This is a genomic window from Nocardioides limicola, assembly GCF_016827675.1.
Classification (GTDB): domain Bacteria; phylum Actinomycetota; class Actinomycetes; order Propionibacteriales; family Nocardioidaceae; genus Nocardioides; species Nocardioides limicola.
Window position 1 is genome coordinate 478,626 of sequence record NZ_JAERJA010000003.1, and the last position, 20,699, is coordinate 499,324.

The 20,699-nt window shown below is 70.7% G+C and carries 20 protein-coding genes and 1 pseudogene; 12 read left to right on the top strand and 9 right to left on the bottom strand.

All coding sequences use genetic code 11. The features are described from left to right. The 6 genes and pseudogenes from JKG67_RS09335 (at position 1) to JKG67_RS09360 (ending at position 5,756) form a co-directional block, all read left to right on the top strand. Positions 1 to 1,539 (top strand): ABC transporter substrate-binding protein, encoded by a 1,539-nt coding sequence (locus JKG67_RS09335; protein ID WP_203337005.1) that lies wholly within the window; start codon positions 1 to 3, stop codon positions 1,537 to 1,539. Next, entirely contained in the window at positions 1,536 to 2,501 is a 966-nt protein-coding gene (locus tag JKG67_RS09340; protein ID WP_203337006.1) for an ABC transporter permease, read from the top strand. The genes JKG67_RS09335 and JKG67_RS09340 overlap by 4 nt, the downstream gene beginning before the upstream one ends. Next, complete coding sequence (locus JKG67_RS09345) at positions 2,498 to 3,316, top strand: ABC transporter permease (protein ID WP_203337007.1); 819 nt, start codon at positions 2,498 to 2,500, stop codon at positions 3,314 to 3,316. Before JKG67_RS09340 ends, JKG67_RS09345 begins: the two co-directional genes overlap by 4 nt. Beyond that, a complete protein-coding gene (locus JKG67_RS09350) occupies positions 3,313 to 4,731 on the top strand; it encodes an ABC transporter ATP-binding protein (RefSeq protein WP_203337008.1) in 1,419 nt (472 codons plus the stop codon). The genes JKG67_RS09345 and JKG67_RS09350 overlap by 4 nt, the downstream gene beginning before the upstream one ends. Positions 4,732 to 4,778: 47 nt before the next feature. Beyond that, a pseudogene (locus tag JKG67_RS09355) lies at positions 4,779 to 5,150 on the top strand (thioredoxin family protein); the annotation flags it as partial. 3 nt (positions 5,151 to 5,153) lie between these two features. Next, complete coding sequence (locus JKG67_RS09360) at positions 5,154 to 5,756, top strand: class I SAM-dependent methyltransferase (protein WP_203337010.1); 603 nt, start codon at positions 5,154 to 5,156, stop codon at positions 5,754 to 5,756. A 1-nt stretch (position 5,757) separates the two neighbouring features. Here the strand turns inward: JKG67_RS09360 and JKG67_RS09365 are convergent, their stop codons facing one another. The 3 genes from JKG67_RS09365 to mca are packed head-to-tail and all read right to left on the bottom strand — an operon-like array spanning position 5,758 to position 7,912. Then, positions 5,758 to 6,810 carry an endonuclease/exonuclease/phosphatase family protein gene (locus tag JKG67_RS09365; protein ID WP_203337011.1) on the bottom strand — a complete coding sequence of 351 codons (1,053 nt, stop codon included), beginning with the start codon at positions 6,808 to 6,810 and terminating at the stop codon, positions 5,758 to 5,760. 9 nt (positions 6,811 to 6,819) lie between these two features. Next, positions 6,820 to 7,029, bottom strand: coding sequence for a hypothetical protein (locus JKG67_RS09370; RefSeq protein ID WP_203337012.1), 210 nt, complete (start codon positions 7,027 to 7,029; stop codon positions 6,820 to 6,822). Positions 7,030 to 7,036: 7 nt separating this feature from the next. After that, complete coding sequence (mca, locus tag JKG67_RS09375; protein ID WP_203337013.1) at positions 7,037 to 7,912, bottom strand: mycothiol conjugate amidase Mca; 876 nt, start codon at positions 7,910 to 7,912, stop codon at positions 7,037 to 7,039. Positions 7,913 to 7,935: 23 nt separating this feature from the next. Between mca and JKG67_RS09380 the strand changes: the two genes are divergently transcribed. Next, positions 7,936 to 8,346, top strand: coding sequence for a DUF4307 domain-containing protein (locus tag JKG67_RS09380; protein ID WP_203337014.1), 411 nt, complete (start codon positions 7,936 to 7,938; stop codon positions 8,344 to 8,346). A gap of 262 nt (positions 8,347 to 8,608) precedes the next feature. Then, a complete protein-coding gene (greA, locus tag JKG67_RS09385; protein WP_203337015.1) occupies positions 8,609 to 9,118 on the top strand; it encodes a transcription elongation factor GreA in 510 nt (169 codons plus the stop codon). Between the two features lie 11 nt (positions 9,119 to 9,129). On the opposite strand, the gene ilvA is transcribed toward greA, so the two are convergent. Together ilvA and JKG67_RS09395 are read right to left on the bottom strand one after the other, a co-directional pair. Further along, positions 9,130 to 10,335 (bottom strand): threonine ammonia-lyase, encoded by a 1,206-nt coding sequence (gene ilvA / locus JKG67_RS09390; protein WP_203337016.1) that lies wholly within the window; start codon positions 10,333 to 10,335, stop codon positions 9,130 to 9,132. 10 nt (positions 10,336 to 10,345) lie between these two features. After that, a complete protein-coding gene (locus tag JKG67_RS09395) occupies positions 10,346 to 11,500 on the bottom strand; it encodes a cystathionine gamma-synthase (RefSeq protein ID WP_203337017.1) in 1,155 nt (384 codons plus the stop codon). Between the two features lie 73 nt (positions 11,501 to 11,573). Between JKG67_RS09395 and JKG67_RS09400 the strand changes: the two genes are divergently transcribed. Beyond that, positions 11,574 to 13,577, top strand: coding sequence for a M13 family metallopeptidase (locus JKG67_RS09400; RefSeq protein WP_307816491.1), 2,004 nt, complete (start codon positions 11,574 to 11,576; stop codon positions 13,575 to 13,577). Positions 13,578 to 13,581: 4 nt separating this feature from the next. Here the strand turns inward: JKG67_RS09400 and JKG67_RS09405 are convergent, their stop codons facing one another. Next, complete coding sequence (locus JKG67_RS09405) at positions 13,582 to 14,151, bottom strand: GNAT family N-acetyltransferase (protein WP_203337018.1); 570 nt, start codon at positions 14,149 to 14,151, stop codon at positions 13,582 to 13,584. A 112-nt stretch (positions 14,152 to 14,263) separates the two neighbouring features. On the opposite strand from JKG67_RS09405, the gene msrA reads away from it, so the two are divergent. Next, a complete protein-coding gene (gene msrA / locus JKG67_RS09410) occupies positions 14,264 to 14,908 on the top strand; it encodes a peptide-methionine (S)-S-oxide reductase MsrA (RefSeq protein WP_203337019.1) in 645 nt (214 codons plus the stop codon). Between the two features lie 3 nt (positions 14,909 to 14,911). Here the strand turns inward: msrA and JKG67_RS09415 are convergent, their stop codons facing one another. Beyond that, the gene (locus tag JKG67_RS09415; protein ID WP_307816492.1) at positions 14,912 to 16,039 is read right to left on the bottom strand and encodes a MalY/PatB family protein; all 1,128 of its coding nucleotides are present in this window, start codon (positions 16,037 to 16,039) and stop codon (positions 14,912 to 14,914) included. A gap of 91 nt (positions 16,040 to 16,130) precedes the next feature. On the opposite strand from JKG67_RS09415, the gene JKG67_RS09420 reads away from it, so the two are divergent. Next, the gene (locus JKG67_RS09420; protein WP_203337020.1) at positions 16,131 to 17,474 is read left to right on the top strand and encodes an AI-2E family transporter; all 1,344 of its coding nucleotides are present in this window, start codon (positions 16,131 to 16,133) and stop codon (positions 17,472 to 17,474) included. Between the two features lie 19 nt (positions 17,475 to 17,493). Here the strand turns inward: JKG67_RS09420 and JKG67_RS09425 are convergent, their stop codons facing one another. Then, the gene (locus tag JKG67_RS09425) at positions 17,494 to 18,123 is read right to left on the bottom strand and encodes a YigZ family protein (RefSeq protein WP_203337021.1); all 630 of its coding nucleotides are present in this window, start codon (positions 18,121 to 18,123) and stop codon (positions 17,494 to 17,496) included. Further along, on the bottom strand, positions 18,120 to 19,502 hold the full coding sequence (locus JKG67_RS09430; protein WP_203337022.1) for a cystathionine beta-synthase: 1,383 nt from the start codon (positions 19,500 to 19,502) through the stop codon (positions 18,120 to 18,122). The genes JKG67_RS09425 and JKG67_RS09430 overlap by 4 nt, the downstream gene beginning before the upstream one ends. Before the next feature lie 88 nt (positions 19,503 to 19,590). Here JKG67_RS09430 and JKG67_RS09435 point away from each other — a divergent pair, with 88 nt between their 5' ends. Beyond that, positions 19,591 to 20,673 carry an SGNH/GDSL hydrolase family protein gene (locus JKG67_RS09435; RefSeq protein ID WP_203337023.1) on the top strand — a complete coding sequence of 361 codons (1,083 nt, stop codon included), beginning with the start codon at positions 19,591 to 19,593 and terminating at the stop codon, positions 20,671 to 20,673. Positions 20,674 to 20,699: the final 26 nt, after the last annotated feature.

The window sequence follows — 20,699 nt, forward strand, 5'->3', positions numbered from 1 at the left end:
ATGCGTATCCCTGCCCGCCTCGCGGCGCCGCTGCTCACCGCGGCACTACTGGCCGCCACCGGCTGCACCGCCACCGCCGAGGAGAGGTCCGAGGCGCTGCGAATCGTCGGCCCGTTCGAGGTGCACAGCCTGGACCCGGCGACCTCTCAGGCCTTCTTCACCCGGCTCGAGGTCGCCGAGACCCTGGTCGGCGCCGACATCAACGGAGAGCTGGTGCCCGGTCTGGCCACCGAGTGGACCCACGAGTCGCACACCACCTGGACGTTCGAACTCCCCCACGACGCCGAGTTCCACGACGGCACCCCGGTGACCGGCGACGCGGTCGCCGCCTCGCTGGCCAAGGTGGCCGACGTGGAGGCGAGCCCGCTGTCCGCAATCGGGATCGACGCGATCACCGGCGACGAGCACTCGGTCCGGTTCGAGCTCACCGAGCCGTTCCTGACCCTGCCCGCGACCCTGACCCACTACAGCACCATGGTGCTGGCGCCGTCGTCGTGGGACGAGGACGGTCACGTCACCGACGTGATCGGCTCCGGCCCCTACCAGGTCGACCATGTCGAGTTCCCCGGCTCCATCGAAGTGTCCGCGTACGACGGATGGCGCGGCGAGGCGCCGGCGATCGAACGGCTCACCTTCCAGTCCGTGAGCCGGCCCGAGTCCCGCGCCCTGATGGCGGCCAGCGATCAGGCCGACATCGTGTTCGGCCTGGAACCCGCAGGCCGTCAGCGGGTCGAGGCAGCACCGAACGTCGAGATGGTCTCGGCACTACAGCCGCGGACCCTGCTGCTCAAGGTCAACGGCGACCACCCCGTCCTCGGCGACCCCCGGGTCCGACTCGCGCTGAGCAAGGCGCTGGACCGGCCCGGGATGGCCACCGCAGTCCTCCGCGAGGACGACCTGGCCGCCACCCAACTGATCCCGCCGTCCCTGAGCGCCTGGCACGACGAGGCCCTCGAGCCGCTGACCCAGGACCTCGACGGCGCCCGCGACCTGCTGGCCGAGGCCGGCTGGGAGCAGCAGAGCGACGGCAGCTGGCAGCGCGACGGTGAGACGCTGCGGCTGAGCCTGGTCACCTACCCCGACCGAGCCGAACTGCCCGCGCTGGCCACCGCCATCCAGGCCGCCTTCGCCGAACTCGGCATCGGCCTCGACGTCAACGTCACCAACTCCAGTGAGATCCCCGCCGGCCACGCCGACGGCACCCTCGAGCTGGGTCTGCTGGCCCGGCACTTCGCGCTGGTCTCCGACCCCCTGGTCACCGTCGCGGACACCTTCGCACCGGAGGGCTCGGACTGGGGTGCGATGAACTGGCACGACGACGAGGTCGGCGCCGCCATCACCGCACTGCTGCGCGGCGCCGAGGGCGCCGAGGGCGAGGAGCACCGTCGCACCGTCGTTGAGGCGGTGCACGAGGAACTCCCACTGATCCCGGTCGCCTGGTACCGGATGAACGCCGCCGTGAACTCGCGGGTGGCTGACTTCGTGATGGACCCGCTGGAGCACACCTGGCGGCTCAGCGGGGCGAGCTGGCAGCAATGACCGGGATACGTCGCACCGGCGAGGTGCTGCTCAAGCGGTCCGGCCAGGCCCTCGGCGTGGCCCTGGCCGTCTCCATCCTCTGTTTCGTCGTGGTGCAACGCCTCCCCGGCGACGTGTCCTATCGCATCGCCGCCGGTCGGTACGGCTACGACCTGGTCGACAACGCCGCCGCCGCCGCGGTGGCCGCCGAGCTCGGCCTCGATCGACCGGCGTGGCAGCAGTTCGGCAGTTGGCTGGCCGCACTGGCGCAGGGCGACCTCGGCCGGTCCCTGGTCACCTCCCGCCCGGTCGGGGAGGAGCTGGCGTTCTATCTGCTGGGCACGCTCCAGCTCACCGGCGCGGCCCTGCTGGTGGCCATCCTGATCGGTGGCAGCGTCGGCGTGCTCGCCGCGCGGCACCCGGGCAGCCTCGTCGACCACCTGGCCACCACCTGGGTGGCTTCGGTGCGGGCACTGCCGCCGTTCCTGCTGGGTCTGCTGCTGGTGCTGGTCTTCTCGGTGCAACTCGGCTGGCTGCCGGCCGTCGGACACGGGAACTCGACCAGCCTGGTGCTGCCCGCGATGACTCTGGGTCTCGGGCTGTCCGGACTGGTCGCCCGAGTCACCCGGGAGACGGTCATCAACGTCTGGTCCTCGTCGTACGTGCAGTTCGCCCACACCCGGGGCATCCGCGAACGACTGGTGTTGCTGCGACACGTGCTCCGCAACAGCGCCGTGGTCCTGGTGCCATATCTGGGTGCCCAGGCGATCCTGCTGATCGAGGGTGTGATCGTGGTGGAGAGCCTGTTCGCCTGGCAGGGGCTCGGCCACGCGCTGGTGCACGCGGTCTTCTGGCGTGACATCCCGATGCTGCAGGCCACCGCGCTGGCGCTGGCGCTGCTGGTGGTCTCCCTGAACACCGTGGTCGACCTGATCGTGCTCCGCCTCGATCCCCGGCCCCGGCGAGCGGGGGCGCTCGCATGAGCACCCTCAGCCTGCTTCCCCTCGAATCCCGCACCCGCCGCCGCCGCTGGGTGCCAGCGACGATCCTGATCCTGCTGGTGGCGTTCGCCCTGATCGGCCCGTGGGTGTTCGCCTCCCCGTTCGCCCAGGACCTGAGCCGCTACCTGGAACCGCCCAGCCTGACCGAGCCGCTGGGGCGCGACGAGTACGGACGCAGCGTCGTCTCCCGTCTCGCCCACGCGACCCGACTCTCGCTGGTGCTGGCCTCGCTCAGCGTGGCCACAGCGCTGCTGCTCGGCACCACCCTCGGCACCATGGCGGCCTGGCGCGGCGGCTGGCTCGACAGCGTCCTGCGCGGCATCTCCGAGTCGTTCGTGGCGATGCCGGCCCTGCTGATCGTGCTGCTCTTCGCCGCGCTGGCAGCCGACGGGAGCCTGTGGGCCCTCTACGCCGGTCTGGCACTGGCCCAGTGGGTCGAGTACTTCCGCGTCGTCCGGGCCCGGGCCGCACTCATCCTCGGCTCACCCGCCGTGGAGGCGGCCGAACTGCTGCACCTTGGCCGGCTGCACGTCGTACGCCGGCATCTGCTCCCCGAACTGCGCCCGCTGCTGCTGACCCTGGCGTCACTGGGCATGGTGACCGCGATCCTGGCGATGTCCACGCTCGGGTTCATCAAGGTGGGCCTACAGCCGCCGCGAGCAGAACTCGGCCTCATGATCACCGAGGCCTTCCCCCATTACGACGCTGCGCCCTGGCTGGCGCTGGCCCCGGTGGTGGTGCTGTTCGCCCTCACCGTGTCCCTGCTCGGCCTGCGGCGGAAGGAGGACTCCCGATGAGTGACCGACTCGAGGTCGACCACGTCAAGGTCACCCACCACGGCACCGTGCTCGTCGAAACGGGCGGCCTGGTGCTGGAGCCGGGCACGGCGGTGACCGTCATCGGTGAGAGTGGGTCCGGCAAGTCGCTGCTGGCCCACAGCCTGCTGGGCACGCTGCCGCCCGAACTGGCCGTCACCGGTGCGATGCGTCTGGATGGGGATCCCTTCGACCTCGCCGACCCGGACAGCCGCCGCCATCTGTGGGGGCGTGAGCTCGCGCTGCTGCCCCAGGAGCCGGCGTTGGCGCTGGATCCGACGATGCGGGTGCGCCGTCAGGTGGCTGGCGGGCTGTGGAAAGCGCCGGCCGCCGTGGCCCGTCGCCGCGCCATGACGGCGCTGGACGAGGTGGGTCTTGCCGGGGCCGCGGAGTCCTATCCGCACACCCTGTCCGGAGGGATGGCGCAACGGGTCGCCTACGCCGCCGCCACCATCGGCGGTGCCCGGGTGCTGATCGTCGACGAGCCGTCCAAGGGTCTGGATGCCGCTGCCCTCGATCGGCTGGCCGCACTGCTTCAAGCACACCTGGCCGGGGGTGGCCTGCTGCTCACCATCACCCATGACCTCGGGTTGGCTCGCCGACTCGGGGGCCAGGTGTGGGTGATGCGCGAGGCCGAGGTGGTGGAGCGCGGACCGGTGGACCAGGTGCTGGATGCGCCGAGCCACCCCTACACCCGACGACTGTTGGCAGCCGACCCGTCACGGTGGGACTGGGTGCCCGCCGCACCGACCGCCGGTGAGCCCCTGGTGACGGCGACCGCGGTCAGCAAGGCGTATCCGGGCCGGCCACTCTTCCACGACCTGTCGCTGCAGATCCGGGCCGGTGAGCGCTGGGCCCTGACCGGGCCCAGCGGGGTCGGCAAGACCACCCTCGGGAACGCGCTGGCCGGCCTGTGCACGGTCGATGCCGGCACGATCACCCGCACCGAGGCGCTACGCCGGCCGCGGCTGCAGAAGCTCTACCAGGACCCGGCGCTCTCCTTCCCCGCCCGGGTCCCGTTGCGGGCCGGGCTGAGCGACCTGGTGCGCAGACACCGCGTCGACGGCGCCCGGATCAGCACCCTGGCCGGGTCCCTCGGCCTCGACGAGGCCCTCCTGGACCGACGCTCGTCCCAGGTGTCGGGGGGCGAGCTTCAGCGGGTGGCGATCCTGCGGGCGATGCTGGTCGAGCCGGCACTGATCTTCGCCGACGAGGCGACCTCACGGCTGGACCTGCTCACCCAGGAAGGCACCCTGCGCTGCCTGATGGAGGAGGCGGACCCCGGATGCGCGTTGCTGCTGGTCACCCACGACCAGTCGGTGGCCCGGGCCCTGACGGACAACCGGCTCGAACTCGGCGAGATCGCGGAGCCCGCGACCAGCGGCGTCCGGGGGTGATTCGGCTCTGCGGTTGATTCGGTTCTGCGGCTGTTCGATACCGTGCAGCCATGGCCACCATCGAGCTGACCGGCGAGAACTTCGAGCAGGCGATCGCCGACAACGACATCCTGTTCGTCGACTTCTGGGCGAGCTGGTGCGGGCCATGCCGACAGTTCGCTCCGACGTACGAGGCCGCGTCGGAGGCCAACCCCGACATCGGCTTCGGCTCGGTCAACACCGAGGAGCAGCAGCAGTTGGCCTCCGCGGCCAACATCTCGTCGATCCCGACGCTGATGGCGTTCCGGGAGAAGGTGCTGGTCTTCGCCCAGCCCGGGGCACTGCCACCGGCCGCCCTGGACCAGGTGATCCAGGCGGTTCGCGACCTGGACATGGACGAGGTGCACCGCCAGGTCGCCGCCCAGTCGGATCAGGGCTGAGCCATGGACGCCTCGGCCTGGGACGCTCGCTACGCCGAGGCTGACCAGGTCTGGTCGATCGGCCCGAACGAGTTCGTGGCCGAGGAGTGCGCCGGCCTCTCCCCCGGCATCGCGGTGGATCTGGCCTGCGGTGAGGGTCGCAACGCGATCTGGCTGGCCGACCTCGGCTGGCAGGTGACCGGTGTGGACTTCTCCCCGGTGGCCATCGAGAAGGCACGCAGCCGCAGGTCCGACGGTGTCGACTGGGTCTGCGCCGATGCCCTCGACTGGACGCCACCCGGCCCGGTCGACCTGGTGGTCATCGCCTATCTGCAACTGCCGGCGGCGCAACGTCGCCGTGCGGTCCGCAACGCCGTGTCGATGCTCGGGCCGCACGGCCGGCTGGTGCTGGTCGCCCACGACTCGAGCAACCTGACCGAAGGCGTCGGCGGGCCGTCCGACCCGCGGGTCCTCTACACGGCCGAGGACGTGCTGGCCGACCTCGACGGGCTCAGGTACGACGTACACCGCGCCGGCCGGGTCGGCCGTGTGGTCGCGGGCGAGGGCGCCCATCGCGCCACCGACGGTGTGGCCCAGGACTGCCTGGTGGTGCTCACCGCGCGCTGAATCAGCGTGGGTTCACGGTCGCGGTGGCGTAGTAGAAGTCGTGGTCGCTGGCCCGGGCAGCCAACCCCCCGGCGATGTGGCTGTACCCGGAGAAGGCGACTCCCCGCCCCATGATCCAGTCGATCTTCACCGGCGGTGGCGGCATCCGGCAGCCGCCCGCGGTGCTGCCACCGTTGGCGGCGACCATCCCCGTGCTGCCCCCGACATGGCAGAACCAGCGCTCCTTCTCGTTGGCGTCGCCCACCACGAACATCGGGATCCCGGTCTCCTGCCGGAGTCGGTTGATGTGGGCGATCTGGGCGCCGCGAGCGCGGTCGCGCTCGGCCTGCATGCCGAGCGGCGAGTTGTGCATCGTCATCACGTGGAACTCGCTGCCGGTGGCACGGTGGCGCAGACGCACGACCGGGATCGGACGCACCTGACGGTGGAAGGGGGTGTTGAAGCTGTGCTGTCCGACGAGCTCGAAGAGGTCCCGGCGGAACGCGATCTGGAGCCGGCGGCCGTTGTTGCCCAACGCATCCCCGGGCCAGATCTGATAACCCGACAGCCGGTTGCGCAGCACGTCCAATTGATCCTTCTGGACCTCCTGGAGGCCGACGATGGTGACCCCGTGGCTGCGGATCAGATCCGCCGTCCAACCGGCCCGGGTGGTGCCTGCCGCCCACCTGCTGCTGCCTCGGGTGTGCTGACTGCCCAGCACGTTGAACGTGCCGATCCGGAACGTCGACGACGGCGGCAAGGGTGGCGCCGGTGTGATCACCGTGCCCGTGACCGCCTCCGGGCTGGGATCGGGCTCGGGAGCGGCTTGGATCGGCTCGGGCGCCTCGGCCACCCGGTACGTCGCGGTGTCCTCGTCGGTGACCCGGCGCAGGGCCGACATGCCGCCGGTGACGACGCTGGCCTGGGCGCCACGCGACACCACCGGATCGCGGCTGATCTGGACCGGATCGGCGAGCACCAGATCACCGGGCCCTGCCGCGAGCACACCTCCGGCCACCACGGCCATCGTGACCGCGGTGGCGGTCACGAGGTGGACGAGGGGGACGCGGGGCACCGCTCGATGCTAACGGTCGTCGCCGTAGACGCCCGATTCCTTGGCTCGCGCGACCTTGCGCAGGTGCCGGACCAGGCTGAGCATCAGCAGGGCCACGGCGAGGATCAACAGGGCGAAGACGGCGAAGGCGGTCCACCCGGCCTTGACGTCTTCGGGCTTCGGGCCGTCCTCCATCACGGTCGCCCACACGGTGGCGGCGTGGATGATCAGCAGGTTCATGAGGTCATCATCCCGCGTCCGGGTCGATCCCGGCGAACAGGTCGCTCTCCGGGACGGGCGAGTCGACGTGGCTCACCACCAACTCGTAGTCCTCGGTGGGCCAGACCCGCTCCTGCAACTCTCGGGGCACCGCGAACCAGAACCCGTCCGGATCGATCTGGGTGGCGTGGGCCAGCAGCGCCTGGTCACGCACCCCGAAGTACTCCGCGCAGGGCACCCTCGTGGTGATCCGGGCGTCCCATTCGGGCTCGGGTTGCCACTGCTCCAGGCGCTCGGCCCACGGGGACTCCAGGTCGTGCTCGACCATCGCGTCGTGCAGCGCCTGCATCCGTGGTCGGTTGAAGGAGTGGTGGTAGTACAGCTTCAGCGGCTGCCACGGCGGCCCGGCCTCGGGGTAGAGATCCGGGTCCCCGGCCGCCTCGAACGCCGCCACGGACACCCGGTGGCACATGATGTGGTCCGGGTGCGGGTAGCCTCCTCGCTCGTCGTACGTGGTCACCACGTGCGGCCGGAACTGGCGGATCAGCCTGACCAGCGGGGCTGCGGCCTCCGCCAACGGCACCAGCGCGAAACAGCCCTCCGGCAGCGGCGGCTTGGGGTCGCCGTCGGGCCAGCCGGAGTCGACGAACCCGAGCCAGTCCTGGGTGACCCCGAGGATGTCCCGGGCTCGGGCCATCTCCTGTCGGCGGATCTCGGTGATGTTCGCGAGCACGTCGGGGCGGTCCATCTTCGGGTTCAGCACCGAGCCCCGTTCACCCCCGGTGCAGGTCACCACGTGTACGTCGACACCCTCGGCGACGTACTTCGCAGTCGAGGCAGCACCCTTGCTGGACTCGTCGTCGGGATGAGCGTGCACGTGCATCAGGCGCAGTCCTCGCGGCATGGTCCCATCGTAGGGATGGCACGATGAGACCCGTGACCGACCTCCTCGCCGACCGTTACGGACGCAACCGTCCCTGGCTCCGGGTCGCCGTGGTGGCGGCCTCGGTGGCGGTCGCTGCCGCCTTCGGGGGGTGGCTGGCGTGGACGATGTGGTTCCACGGCACTCCGGACGTCCGATCCACCCTGATCGCCTTCGAGGTGCGCAGCTCCCACGAGGCGGTGGCCAGGATCGACGTACGCCGCAAGGACGACGCCGTGGCCGCGACCTGCAAGTTGCGCGCGTTCGCGACCGACCATCACGTGGTCGGTGAACTCAACGTGATCGTCTCGGCGGAGGAGCCGGTGGCGGGCGAGTACTCGATCCGCACCACCCGGGAGGCCACCTCGGTGGATCTGGTCGGCTGCACCACCGAGAACCAGCGGGTTCCTCGCTGAGGGTGTGGTCGATGACGCACGGGTGCGCTCCCGGCGTACTTGGTGGGCCGCCCGGCGTCGTGATGGGCAGAACTTCGCCCGGATTGGTATCCTGTTCTCTCTGAACTGTCCCGCCGGGCCGGCCGACAGCGATACCGCGGAGCCGAGTGGCCCGGCGGTTCTGCATTCTCCGGGCCTTGGAGAGGCAGAGCGTGGTCCGGACCGTCCGGACACCGAGATAAGCAAGCGCAGGGCCGCCGGCCCCGCGCCCCAGGAGATGACGATGCCTCAGTCGACCGAGTCCGACACCGTCTGGCTCACCCAGGACGCCAGGGACAAGCTCGCCGCCGAGCTCGCTGACCTCAAGGGTCCCAAGCGGCAGGAGATCATCGCCCGGATCAGTTCTGCCCGCGACGAGGGCGACCTGAAGGAGAACGGCGGCTACCACTCCGCGCGCGAGGAGCAGGGCAAGCTCGAGGGGCAGATCGCCAAGCTCGAGGACATCCTGCGCCGCGCCAAGGTCGGTGGCGAACTCCCCTCCGATGGCAGCATCGCCCCCGGCATGAAGGTGACCTACAAGTTCGTCGGCGACGACGACGATGAGGCCGAGGAGTTCCTGCTCGGCGCCCGCGAGATGGAGGACACCACCGAGGGCCTCAAGGTCTACTCGCCGCAGTCCCCGCTCGGCGGCGCCATCATCGGCGCCCGCCAGGGTGACACGGTCAGCTACGAGGCGCCCACCGGCAAGATCCTCGAGGTCGTCATCCTCGACGCCGCCCCGTTCGCCGACTGACCACGGGTGAGTCAGCGGCGGACGCGGTAGCCGGAGTTGGCCAGTCGGGCCAGTACGGCGCTGGCGTGGCCCTCGCCTCGGGTCTCGACGTGGACGTGCACCTCGACCTCATCCAGGTGAAGTTGCGGCGAGAGTCTCTCGTGGGCGACCTCGAGGACGTTGCAGCCCGCGGCCGCCAACTCCGACAGCAGTCCGGCGAGCCCACCGGGATGGTCGGGGATGTACACCTGCAGGTGCAGGTAGCGACCGGCTGCGGCCATGCCGTGCCGGATCACCTTGCCGAGCAGCAGCGGGTCGATGTTGCCGCCGGACAGGATGGCCACCGTCGGCGTGACCGCGATCCTCGGGTCGTCGAGCAGCGCCGCCACGGCCACCGCTCCGGCCGGCTCCACGATCAGCTTGGCGCGCTCCATCAGCGCCAGCAGCGCCCGTGAGATCGATTCCTCGGAGACGGTGAGCACGTCGTCGACGTACTTCTGCACCATCTCGAAGCACAGGTCACCCGGCCGGGCAACGGCGATCCCGTCGGCCATCGTGTTCAGGTTGGCCAGCTCCTGCGGCTTCCCGGCAGCCAGTGACGGGGGGTACGCCGCAGCCTTCTCCGCCTGGACCCCGATCACCCGTACGTCGGGTCGCAACTGCTTCACCGCCGCCGCGACCCCGCCGAGGAAGCCGCCGCCCCCGGTGGGCACCAGCACGGTGGCCACGTCCGGGACCTGGTCGATGATCTCCAGCCCGCAGGTGCCCTGGCCGGCGAGGATGTCGGCATGGTCGAAGGGGTGGATGAGCACAGCCCCGGTCTCGGCCGCGTACTCGTGGGCGCGTCGCAGGCTCGCCGAGAGGGCGTCGCCGTGGAACACCACGTTGGCGCCGTAGGCGCGGGTGGCGCGCTCCTTCGGGATCGGGGCGCCCTCGGGCATGAAGACGGTCGCCTCGATGCCCAACGTCTGAGCGGCCAGGGCGACGCCCTGGGCGTGGTTGCCGGCGGAGGCGGCGACGACCCCGCGAGCTCGTTCCTCCGCGGAGAGCCGCGCCATCCGCACGAAGGCACCGCGGATCTTGAACGAGCCGGTGCGTTGCAGGTTCTCGCACTTGAGGTGCACCGGCCCGCCGAGCAGGGCGGAGAGCCACCGCGACTCCTCCATCGGGGTGCGCACCGCGATCCGCTCCAGCAGCACCGCCGCGGCGCGGACGTCGTCGAGCCTCACCCCGGTCATCGTGGCCCCGTCATCGGCCCAGGGCCTGGGCGAGGTCGGCGATCAGGTCGTCGGCGTTCTCGATGCCGACGCTGAGCCGGATCAGGTCCGCGGGCACCTCCAGGTCGGTGCCGGCCACCGAGGCGTGCGTCATCCGGCCCGGATGCTCGATCAGCGACTCGATGCCGCCGAGGGACTCGGCCAGCGTGAACACCTCGGTGCGCTCGCAGACGGCCAGCGCTGCCTGCTCACCTCCAGCCACTCGGAACGAGACGATGCCACCGAACCGGCGCATCTGCCGGGCGGCCACCTGGTGGCCGGGGTGGTCGGGAAGGCTGGGGTGGATCACCTGAGCGACGGCGTCGTGTCCGTTGAGGAAGTCCACCACCTTCTCGGCGTTGTCGCAGTGCCGGTCCATCCGCACCGCAAGTGTCTTGAGGCCGCGGTGGGTGAGGAAGCAGTCGAAGGGTCCGGCCACGGCGCCCATCGCGTTCTGATGGAAGCGGATCGGCTCGGCGATGGCGGCGTCGTTGACGACCACGGCACCGCCGACCACGTCGGAGTGGCCGCCGATGTACTTGGTGGTCGAGTGCACGACCACGTCGGCGCCCAGCGCGAGCGGTCGCTGCAGGTACGGCGAGGCGAAGGTGTTGTCCACGACCAGCAGCGCCCCGGCCGCGTGCGCGACCTCGGCGATGGCCGCGATGTCGCCGATGGTGAGCATCGGGTTCGTCGGTGTCTCGACCCAGACCATCGTGGTCTCCCCCGGCCGGATGGCGGCGGCGATGGCGTCGACGTCGTCCACCGGGGCGGGGGTGTGCGCCAGACCCCAGCGGGCCGCGACCTTGTCGAAGAGCCGGAAGGTGCCGCCGTACGCATCGTCGGGGATCACCACATGGTCACCCGGGCCGCACAGCGCCCGCAGCACGGTGTCCTCGGCCGCCAGCCCGGAGGCGAACGCGAAGCCGTCGCTGCCTTCCTCGACCGCCGCCAGCGCGCCCTCCAGCGCAGTCCGGGTCGGGTTCGCCGAACGGCTGTACTCATACCCCGACCGCAGTCCCCCGACCCCGTCCTGCTTGTAGGTGGAGGTCGCGTGGATCGGCGGGATCACCGCTCCGGTGGTGGGGTCCGGGGTGTAGCCGGCGTGGATGGCTCGAGTCTCGAAGGCGGCATCGCGATGGGTCACCCTCCGAGCGTAACGCTGCCGACTCGGCGCAACCGTCGGCGAGGGTCACGGGCCACTCGGTAGGGTCAGCCGGGTGAGCATTCTTGACGACGCCCTCGCTGGCATGGACCACGATGTCCGCCCCCAGGACGACCTCTTCGGTCACGTCAACGGCCGCTGGCTGGCCGAGGCGGAGATCCCCGCCGACCGCTCCAGTTGGGGGCCGTTCGTGCAGTTGGCCGACCGGGCCGAGGAGCAGGTGCGCGCGATCATCGAGGAGTGTGCGGCGGGGGTCTCGACAGGCTCGACCAACGACACCAGTGCGGCGGGGGTCTCGCTCGCCGAGGACGACGCCGCGAAGATCGGCGCCCTCTATGCGACCTTCATGGACACCGACCGGGTCAACGAACTCGGCATCACTCCGGCACGGCCACTGCTGGACGCCGTGGCCGGACTGCGGGACCTGCGCGACGTGGCTGCCTTCACCGGCGAGTTCGAGCGGATCGGGGGCAGCGGCCTCTTCGGGTCCTACGTGGACAGCGACGACCGCGACTCCGACCGCTACCTGGTGAACCTCACCCAGGGCGGGCTCGGACTCCCTGACGAGTCCTACTACCGGGACGAGAAGTTCGCCGAGATCCGGGAGGCGTACGTCGGGTACCTGACGCGGATGTTCCGGCTGGTCCCGGCGCCGGCGGTGGTGCCCGATCCGGAGGCCGGCGCAGCCGCGGTACTGGCCCTGGAGACCCGGCTGGCGACCGGGCACTGGGAGCGTGCGGAGACCCGGGACGTGCAGAAGACCTACAACCTGACCACCCTGGACGAGTTGCAGAGCCTCTGCCCCGCGTTCGACTTCCACGCCTGGGTCACCAACCTCTCCGGCGGCAAGCACACCGCCGAGACACTGGTGGCCGAGTGCTGTGTCCGGCAGCCGTCGTACCTGACCCACCTCTCCGGTGTCCTCGAGGAGACGCCGCTGGCCACCTGGCAGGTGTGGCTGACCGCCCGGGTGCTGCGGGCGCTGGCGCCGTACCTCACCGACGAACTGGTGGAGGCCAACTTCGACTTCTACGGCCGCACCCTGTCCGGCACCCCGGAGCTGCGGGCGCGCTGGAAGCGCGGCGTCAGCCTGGTGGAGGGCGCCCTGGGTGAGGCGGTGGGCCGGATCTACGTGGCCCGACACTTCCCGCCGGAGTCCAAGGCGCTGATGGACGACCTGGTGGCCAACCTGCTGGTCGCCTACCGCGAGTCGATCTCGGTGCTGGACTGGATGGGTGAGGAGACCAAGCAGCGGGCGTTCGAGAAGCTGGAGACGTTCCGGCCCAAGATCGGCTACCCGGAGAAGTTCCGGGACTACTCCGGACTCACCATCGTCCCCGGCGACCTGCTCGGCAACGTGGCCGCGTCGTCGGCCTTCGAGACCGACCGGCAGCTCGCCAAGATCGGCTCACCGGTCGACCGCGACGAGTGGTTCATGCTCCCGCAGACCGTGAACGCCTACTACAACCCCGGCACCAACGAGATCTGCTTCCCTGCCGGCATCCTGCAGAAGCCGTTCTTCGCCCCCGACGCACACCCGGCCGAGAACTACGGCGGCATCGGCGCAGTGATCGGCCACGAGATCGGCCACGGCTTCGACGACAACGGCGCGCAGTACGACGGCGCCGGGAACCTGAACGACTGGTGGACCGCCGACGACAAGGCGGCCTTCGAGGTCAAGTCGAAGGCGCTGATCGCCCAGTACGACGTGCTGGAGCCACGGAACCTGCCCGGTGAGACCGTGAACGGGGCGTTGACCGTCGGCGAGAACATCGGCGACCTGGGCGGGATCACCATCGCCCACACCGCCTACCTGATCGCCACCGGTCAGGCCGCGAGCGTCGAGGACCGTCGGCGCCTCTTCACCAACTGGGCGTTCGTCTGGCGCACCAAGCGCCGGCTGGAGCAGGAGCGGCAGTACCTGACTGTCGACCCGCACTCGCCGGCGGAGTTCCGGGCCAACATCGTCCGCAACCTCGACGAGTTCCACGAGGTGTTCGGGACCGCGCCCGGCGACGGGCTGTGGATGGAGCCCGCCGACCGGATCCGGATCTGGTGAGGCCTCAGCGGTTGCGCCGCTGCTGCTCCCAGTCGGCGCGCAGCAGCTCGTACTCGACCTCACCGCTCTCGGTGCCGGGGATGGGATCCTCGAACTCCCGGTGGAAGGTGCGCGCGTAGCGCAGCCCGACCTTCTCCAGCACTCGTCGCGAGGCGGCGTTGACGGCCATCGTCTCGGCGAACACGCGTCGGGCACCGGACTCGGCGAACGCCTTGTCGACCAGCACCTGCGCCGCCTCGGTGGCGTAGCCCTGCCCCCAGGCGTCGCGTCGGAGCCGGTAGCCGAGCTCGGGCTCGTCACTGGGGTCTCCGTCGCGGGGCCGCATGCTGACCCAGCCGATGAAGTCGCCGGTCTCCTTCTCCAGCGCCGCCCAGTGTCCGTACCCGTCGAAGAGCGTGTAGTACTCCAGGAACCGCGGCAGGATGATCTTCTCGATCTCGGCCCTCGCGGTGGGCCGACCGTGGGTCAGGAACCGCATCACCTCGGGGTCGCTGTCGAGCTCGACGAGCAGGTCGGCATCACCGGCGGTGAACCGGCGAAGGACCAGACGTCGGGTGCTGCAGAAGATCTCCATGGCGTCCGTGAGTATTCCGCGCCGGACCCCGTCGCGTCGAACCGGCAGCCCGAAAGGCGGCCACTCCCCGGGGTTGCGCGGCCGGGCAGAATGGAGCCCGGAGGTGTCGTCAATGTTCTTCGTCAAGATGACCGAAGTGGTCGATCCGAGCCAGGCCCTGCCCGGACGGGACGCGCCGCCCTTCGAGCTGCCGGAGCGGCACGCGGTGCTCGATGCGCCACTGGTGACCGACGAGGTGCCCGACTCGATGGCGGTGGCGGTCTTCGGCCTCGGCTGCTTCTGGGGCGCTGAGGAGATCTTCTGGCAACTGCCGGGCGTCTGGTCCACCTCGGTCGGATACGCCGGCGGCCACACCCCACACCCGACGTACGAGGAGGTGTGCAGTGGCCGCACCGGGCACACCGAGGCGGTCCGGGTCGTCTACGACCCCGACGTGGTCTCCTTCGACACGCTGGTGCGCACCTTCTTCGAGGTGCACGACCCGACCCAGGGGATGCGGCAGGGCAACGACACCGGCACCCAGTACCGGTCCGCGATCTACGTCACCGACGCGGCCCAGGAGGCCACCGCCCGGCGGATCGCCGCGGCGTACCAGCCGGTGCTGACCGAGCGCGGTCATGGCCCGATCACCACCGAGATCGCCCCGGCCGGCGACTACTTCTATGCCGAACCGCACCACCAGCAGTATCTGCACAAGGTGCCGCACGGCTACCGGTGTCACGCCGCCACCGGGGTGCCGGTGCCGGCTGACGCGTAGTCCTCAGTCGACGGCGGCCGCCATCCGGCGTACCGCCTCGGTGAGCACCTCGGCTGAGGTGGCCAGGTTGACACGCACCCACTGTCCGGCGTCGGGGGCGTAGCGCTGGCCGCCGGTGACCGCGACCCGCCCCCGGGCCAGGAAGGCTGCGGCCGGGTCGGCCAGGTCGAGGGCGGCGCAGTCCAGCCAGGCCAGATAGGTCGCCTCGGCGGGAGCCATCCGGACCCCGGGCAGGTGCGTGGCGAGCAACTGCCCGAAGAGGGCCCGACGGTCGTCGATCTCACCGAGCAGCTGGTCCAGCCACGCCTCGCCGTGCGCGAAGGCGGCCTGCTGCGCCTGCACCGCGATGTGGTTGGCCCCGTGGGTGATCGTCGGATGGACCTGGCTGAGCAGCGTGCAGGCGGGGCCGGGGACGGCCAGCGCGGCCTTGAGGCCGGCCAGGTTCCAGGCCTTCGACGCACTGACCAGGCTGATGCCACCGGCCGCCTCGGGCAAGGTCAGGTACGGCGTGAACGTCACCCCGGGCCGGACCAGCGGGGCGTGGATCTCATCGGAGATCACCTGCACCCCGTGGGCGTCGGCCAACTCGGCGAGCCCCACCAGCTCCGCGGCGGTGTGCACGGTGCCGGTCGGGTTCTGCGGGTTGCACAGCAGGTACACCGACCCCGGCCCGGCGTCGGCGAAGGCGCGGGCGAGGGCGTCGGGGTCGAGACGGTGATCCGCGGTCAGCGGCGCGTGCACCGGACGTCGGCCGACCGCGTCCACGAATCCGTGGAACGCGTCGTAGCACGGCGGGCTGAGCACGACGGCACCCTCGGGCGGGGTGAGCACGCGGATCAGTTCGGCGGCGCCGATCATCACGTCGGGCACGCTCAGCACCGTGGCCGGGTCCGGCTGCCACGCCCAGCGACGCGCCGCGAAGTCGGCGAACGCCTCGGCGAAGCCGCGCACGTCGGCGTACCCGGTGTCCCCGCGGGTCACCGCAGCGGTCACCGCCGACACCACGTCCGGGCACGGTCGGGCATCCATCTCCGCCACCCAGACCGGCAGCACGTCGGCCGGGTAGGCGTGCCACTTGATGCTGGTGCGGGTCCGTCGCAGTTCGTCGAGGGCGAGGCCGAGGATCTCCACACGGCCGACTCTAGGACCCGGCCGGCAATGCGGGCGTCACCAGCGGGCGTCCTGCCGCCGCGTTTCAGGGCCCATCCCCTAGATTGTCGCCATGACGAGCGAGGAGACCCCGGCGGTCGAGTCGGAGCACGAGTCCAGCACGCAGCCCGACGTACCCGACTCCGACCGGGCGGACAGCACGCCGGCCGTCGAGTCCCCGGTGGTCGCGCCGGTCAACTCCGGTCTCACCAACCGGGGTGTGGACCGCAGCATCGTGATCGACGCGTGGCTGCAGACCGCGGCCCGGTGGTCGCTCCGGCTGATCCTGATCAGCATCGCCGTGGTCGCGCTGTTGTGGCTGCTGGCCAAGATCTGGGTCGGCGTGCTGCCGGTGCTGTTGGCGCTGATCGTCACCACGGTGCTCTACGGCCCCGTCTCCTGGCTGCGTCGCCACAACGTGCCCTCGTCGCTGGCGGCGCTGGTCGGACTGTTGGTGCCGTTCGCGATCATCGGCGGCATCTTCACCGCGATCGCCCCGTCGGTGGTGCGCCAGTCGGCGACGCTGGTCGATCAGGCCGCCGATGGCATCCGGGAGTTGCAGCGCTGGCTCCAGGGGCCGCCGATCAACCTACAGAGCGAGCAGGTCCGTGAGGCCACCGACGAGGTGGTCAAGTGGCTGCAGGGCAGTTCGACCCAGATCGCGAGCGGCGTCTTCACCACCGTCGGCGCGGTCACCTCCGCGATGGTCACCCTGGTGCTGGTGCTGGTGCTGACCTTCTTCTTCCTCAAGGACGGGCACTACTTCCTGGAGTGGGTACGCCGTGTCTCCGGCCGCAAGGCGGGCCGTCATCTGACCGAGGTGTGCACCCGAGGCTGGGTCACCTTGAGCGGCTTCATCCGCACCCAGGCCATCGTCAGCGCCGTGGACGCGATCTTCATCGGTCTCGGTCTGGTGATCCTGCAGGTGCCGTTGGCGTTCGCGCTGGCGATCCTCACCTTCTTCGGCGGCTTCGTGCCGATCGTCGGTGCCTTCACCGTGGGCATTCTCGCGGTCCTCGTGGCGCTGGTCTCCAACGGCTGGGTCACCGCTCTGGCGGTGGCGGGTGTAATCGTGGTGGTCCAGCAGTTGGAGAGCAACCTGCTGCAGCCGTACCTGCAGGGCAAGTCGATGCAGCTGCACGCGGGGCTGATCCTGCTCGCGGTGGCCGCGGGCGCCACCCTCTTCGGCGTCATCGGCGCCTTCCTGGCGGTTCCCTTCGCGGCGGTGACCGCAACCACGCTGCGCTACATCAGCGAGCAGATCGACATCCGCACCGGCGATCTCGCCCCCGAGGACGCGAACACCCTCACTGCGGAGGGCAGAGCCGCCAACCTGCGCGGCGCGGCCGAGTCGGCGATCTATCAGGAGCGAGAACGGGCGCGACTCAATCCCTCGGATCCCGATGCCCTGACCTGATCACACGCCCCCTACAGGCTCAGCGAAGGTCCACCCAGGACTCCCCCACCACCGTCGGCGTGACCGCACCGCCGCTGAGTTCGGCGATCAGCGCGTCCAACCCCGTCCTCGACGCGGCCGGGACCCCGATGCGCACCCGTACCTGGTCGGCGTACTCCTTGCCCAGCACCTGGATGCCGCGCTGCCGAAGCGCCGACTCCAGACGCCCGGCATCGGCATGCCCGACGAGGAGGTCGTGCTCGGTGACCAGTTCCCGGGTGAGCGTGCCGACGGTGTCCAGACCCGCCCGCACCGCGTCGCCATAGGCACGGACCAGCCCACCCGCACCGAGCAGCACCCCACCGAACCAGCGGGTGACCACGGCGACCACATCGGAGACCTCACGCCCGCGCAGCACCTCCAGCATCGGCGCACCGGCAGTGCCGGCCGGTTCCCCGTCGTCGCTGGATCGCTGCACGGCCGCCCGGGGTCCGATCACGAACGCCGAGCAGGTGTGCCGGGCGTCCCAGTGCTCACGCCGCAGCCGATCCACGACCGCCCGGGCCTGCTGCTCCTCCTCGACCCGCACCAGGGTGCACAGGAACCGGGAGCGCTTCTCGACGATCTCGGCCTGCCCGTCGACGGCGATGGTGCGGTACGACGTGATCACGAGCCGGCGAGGAACCCCAACAGGTCCTGCCGGGTGAGCACACCGACGGGCTTGCCGTCCTCGTGCACCAGTGCGGCATCGGCGGTCCCCAGCAGGGTGACGGCGTCGGTGGCGGCCGCGGACGCGCCGATCGTCGGCAGCGCCGGGGACATGTGCTTCTCCACCTGGTCGGTGAGCTTGGCGTCGCCGGAGAACAGAATGTCCAACAGATGCCGCTCGGAGACCGAGCCGGCGACCTCGGCGGCCACGATCGGCGGCTCCGCGCGCACCACCGGCATCTGGGAGACGCCGTACTCGCGCAGGATGGCGATCGCCTCGGCGACCGTCTCGGTGGGGTGGGTGTGCACCAGGTCGGGCAGTTGGCCGGACTTGCCGCGCAGCACCTCGCCGACGGTGCGGCCCGGCGCCGGTGCCAGGAACCCGTACTGCCCCAGCCACTCGTCGTTGAACACCTTGGTCAGGTAACCGCGCCCCGAGTCCGGCAACAGCACCACGATCACCGCGTTCTCGCCCTCCGGGGTCCCGTCGAGCTCGCGGGCGAGTTGCGCGGCGGCGAAGGCCGCCATCCCGGCGGAGCCACCGACCAGCAGGGCTTCCTCGCGGGCCATCCGGCGGGTGAACGAGAACGAGTCGGCGTCGCTGACCTCGATCACCCGGTCGGCGATGTCGCGGTCGTAGGTCTCGGGCCAGAAGTCCTCGCCCACGCCTTCGACGAGGTAGGGCCGGCCGGTCCCACCGGAGTAGACCGAGCCGGCCGGGTCGGCTCCGATCACCTTGATGGCCGGATTCTGCTCCTTGAGGTAGCGACCGACACCGGTGATGGTGCCGCCGGTGCCCATCCCAGTGACGAAGTGGGTGATGGCGCCGTCGGTCTGCTGCCAGATCTCCGGCCCGGTGGTCTCGTAATGGGAGCGCGGGTTGTTCGGGTTCGAGTACTGGTCGGGCTTCCAGGCCTTCGGAGTCTCCCGGACCAGTCGGTCGGAGACGTTGTAGTAGGAGTCGGGGTGCTCGGGCGCCACCGCGGTCGGGCAGACCACCACGTCGGCTCCGTAGGCCTTGAGCACGTTGCGCTTGTCCTCGCTGACCTTGTCGGGGCACACGAAGATGCACTCGTAGCCGCGCTGCTGAGCGACCATCGCCAGACCCACGCCGGTGTTGCCGGAGGTCGGCTCCACGATCACCCCACCCGGGACGAGCTCTCCGGACGCCTCGGCGGCGTCGATCATCCGGGCCGCGATCCGATCCTTGACCGACCCGCCGGGGTTCAGGTACTCGACCTTGGCCAGCACCAGCGGCCCGGTCACTCCGTCCAGGCAGCGGTCCAACTTCACCAGGGGGGTGTGGCCGATCAGGTCCAACACCGAGTTCGCATACTCCACGCCACCCAGCCTACGCAGGATGCCCCCATCGCGCCCCTTTGCGCACCGGTCGCCACGGTGACCGCGTGCCCTTTGTAAGGTGGGCGCCGTGGGGAAGGCAGCAGCAGCACGGAAGTTGGCCTCGGCCGCGGCGTACGGCGGGGGCGGTCTGTCCCTGCTCGGAGCCGGTCTGTACGGCGTTCTGGTCACCGAGGCGAAGCTGGCCCGACGCACCATCGGCGGGCCCCACGATCACCCGCCGCCGGACGCCACCGGCTGGTACGGCCGCCGCCGGCCCGGTCCGGCGATCAAGGTCGCGCTGCTCGGTGACTCCTCGGCGGCCGGCTACGGCGTCGACCGGGTCGAGGAGACGCCGGGGGCCTACCTGGCCTCCGGGATCGCCGAACGCGCCGACCGACGGGTGTACCTGCGCGAGTTCGCGGTGGTCGGCGCCCAGTCCAGCCACCTGCACACACAGGTGGACGCAGCGTTGCCGATCGAGCCCGATCTCGCCGTGATCCTGATCGGCGCCAACGACGTCACCCACACCGTGTTGCCGTCCCAGTCGGTGCGCCATCTGTCCGAGGCGGTGCGCCGCTTCATCGAGGCAGGCACCAAGGTGCTGGTCGGCACCTGCCCTGACCTGGGCACGATCCGGCCGATCGCGCCGCCGCTGAAGCAGGTCGCCCGCACCTGGTCGCGCCGGCTGGCGGCCGCCCAGACCATCGCCGTGGTCGAGAGCGGTGGCCGTTCGGTGTCGCTGGGCTCGATCCTGGGGCCGGAGTTCGACGCCGCTCCCGCGGTGCTCTTCGGGCCGGACCAGTTCCACCCCTCCGCCGAGGGGTACGCCCAGATGGCGGCCGTGATGGTGCCGTCCGCTCTCGCCACGCTGGGGTTGATTCCGGAGGCCGAGGCCGAGCCGGAGGCCTTCCGGGGTGAGGGCGTGCTGCCGATCTCCGACGCCGCGGTCGAAGCCGCCCGGACGCCCGGCACCGAGGTCGGCGGCACCGAGCTCGCCGGCATGCTCCGTGGTGTCAAGGGCCGTTGGGCGATGCTCAGGCACCGCCGTCGTCAGCCCGCCGGGACCGCAGAGACCCCGGCCCCCGAAGAAACCGAAGAGACCGCCGAGACCGCCGAGGCCGACACCGACGCGCACACCGACGCAGGCACCGACCCAGAACCCGCCACCTGATCGACTTGGGCCCTATCCGCGCCGAC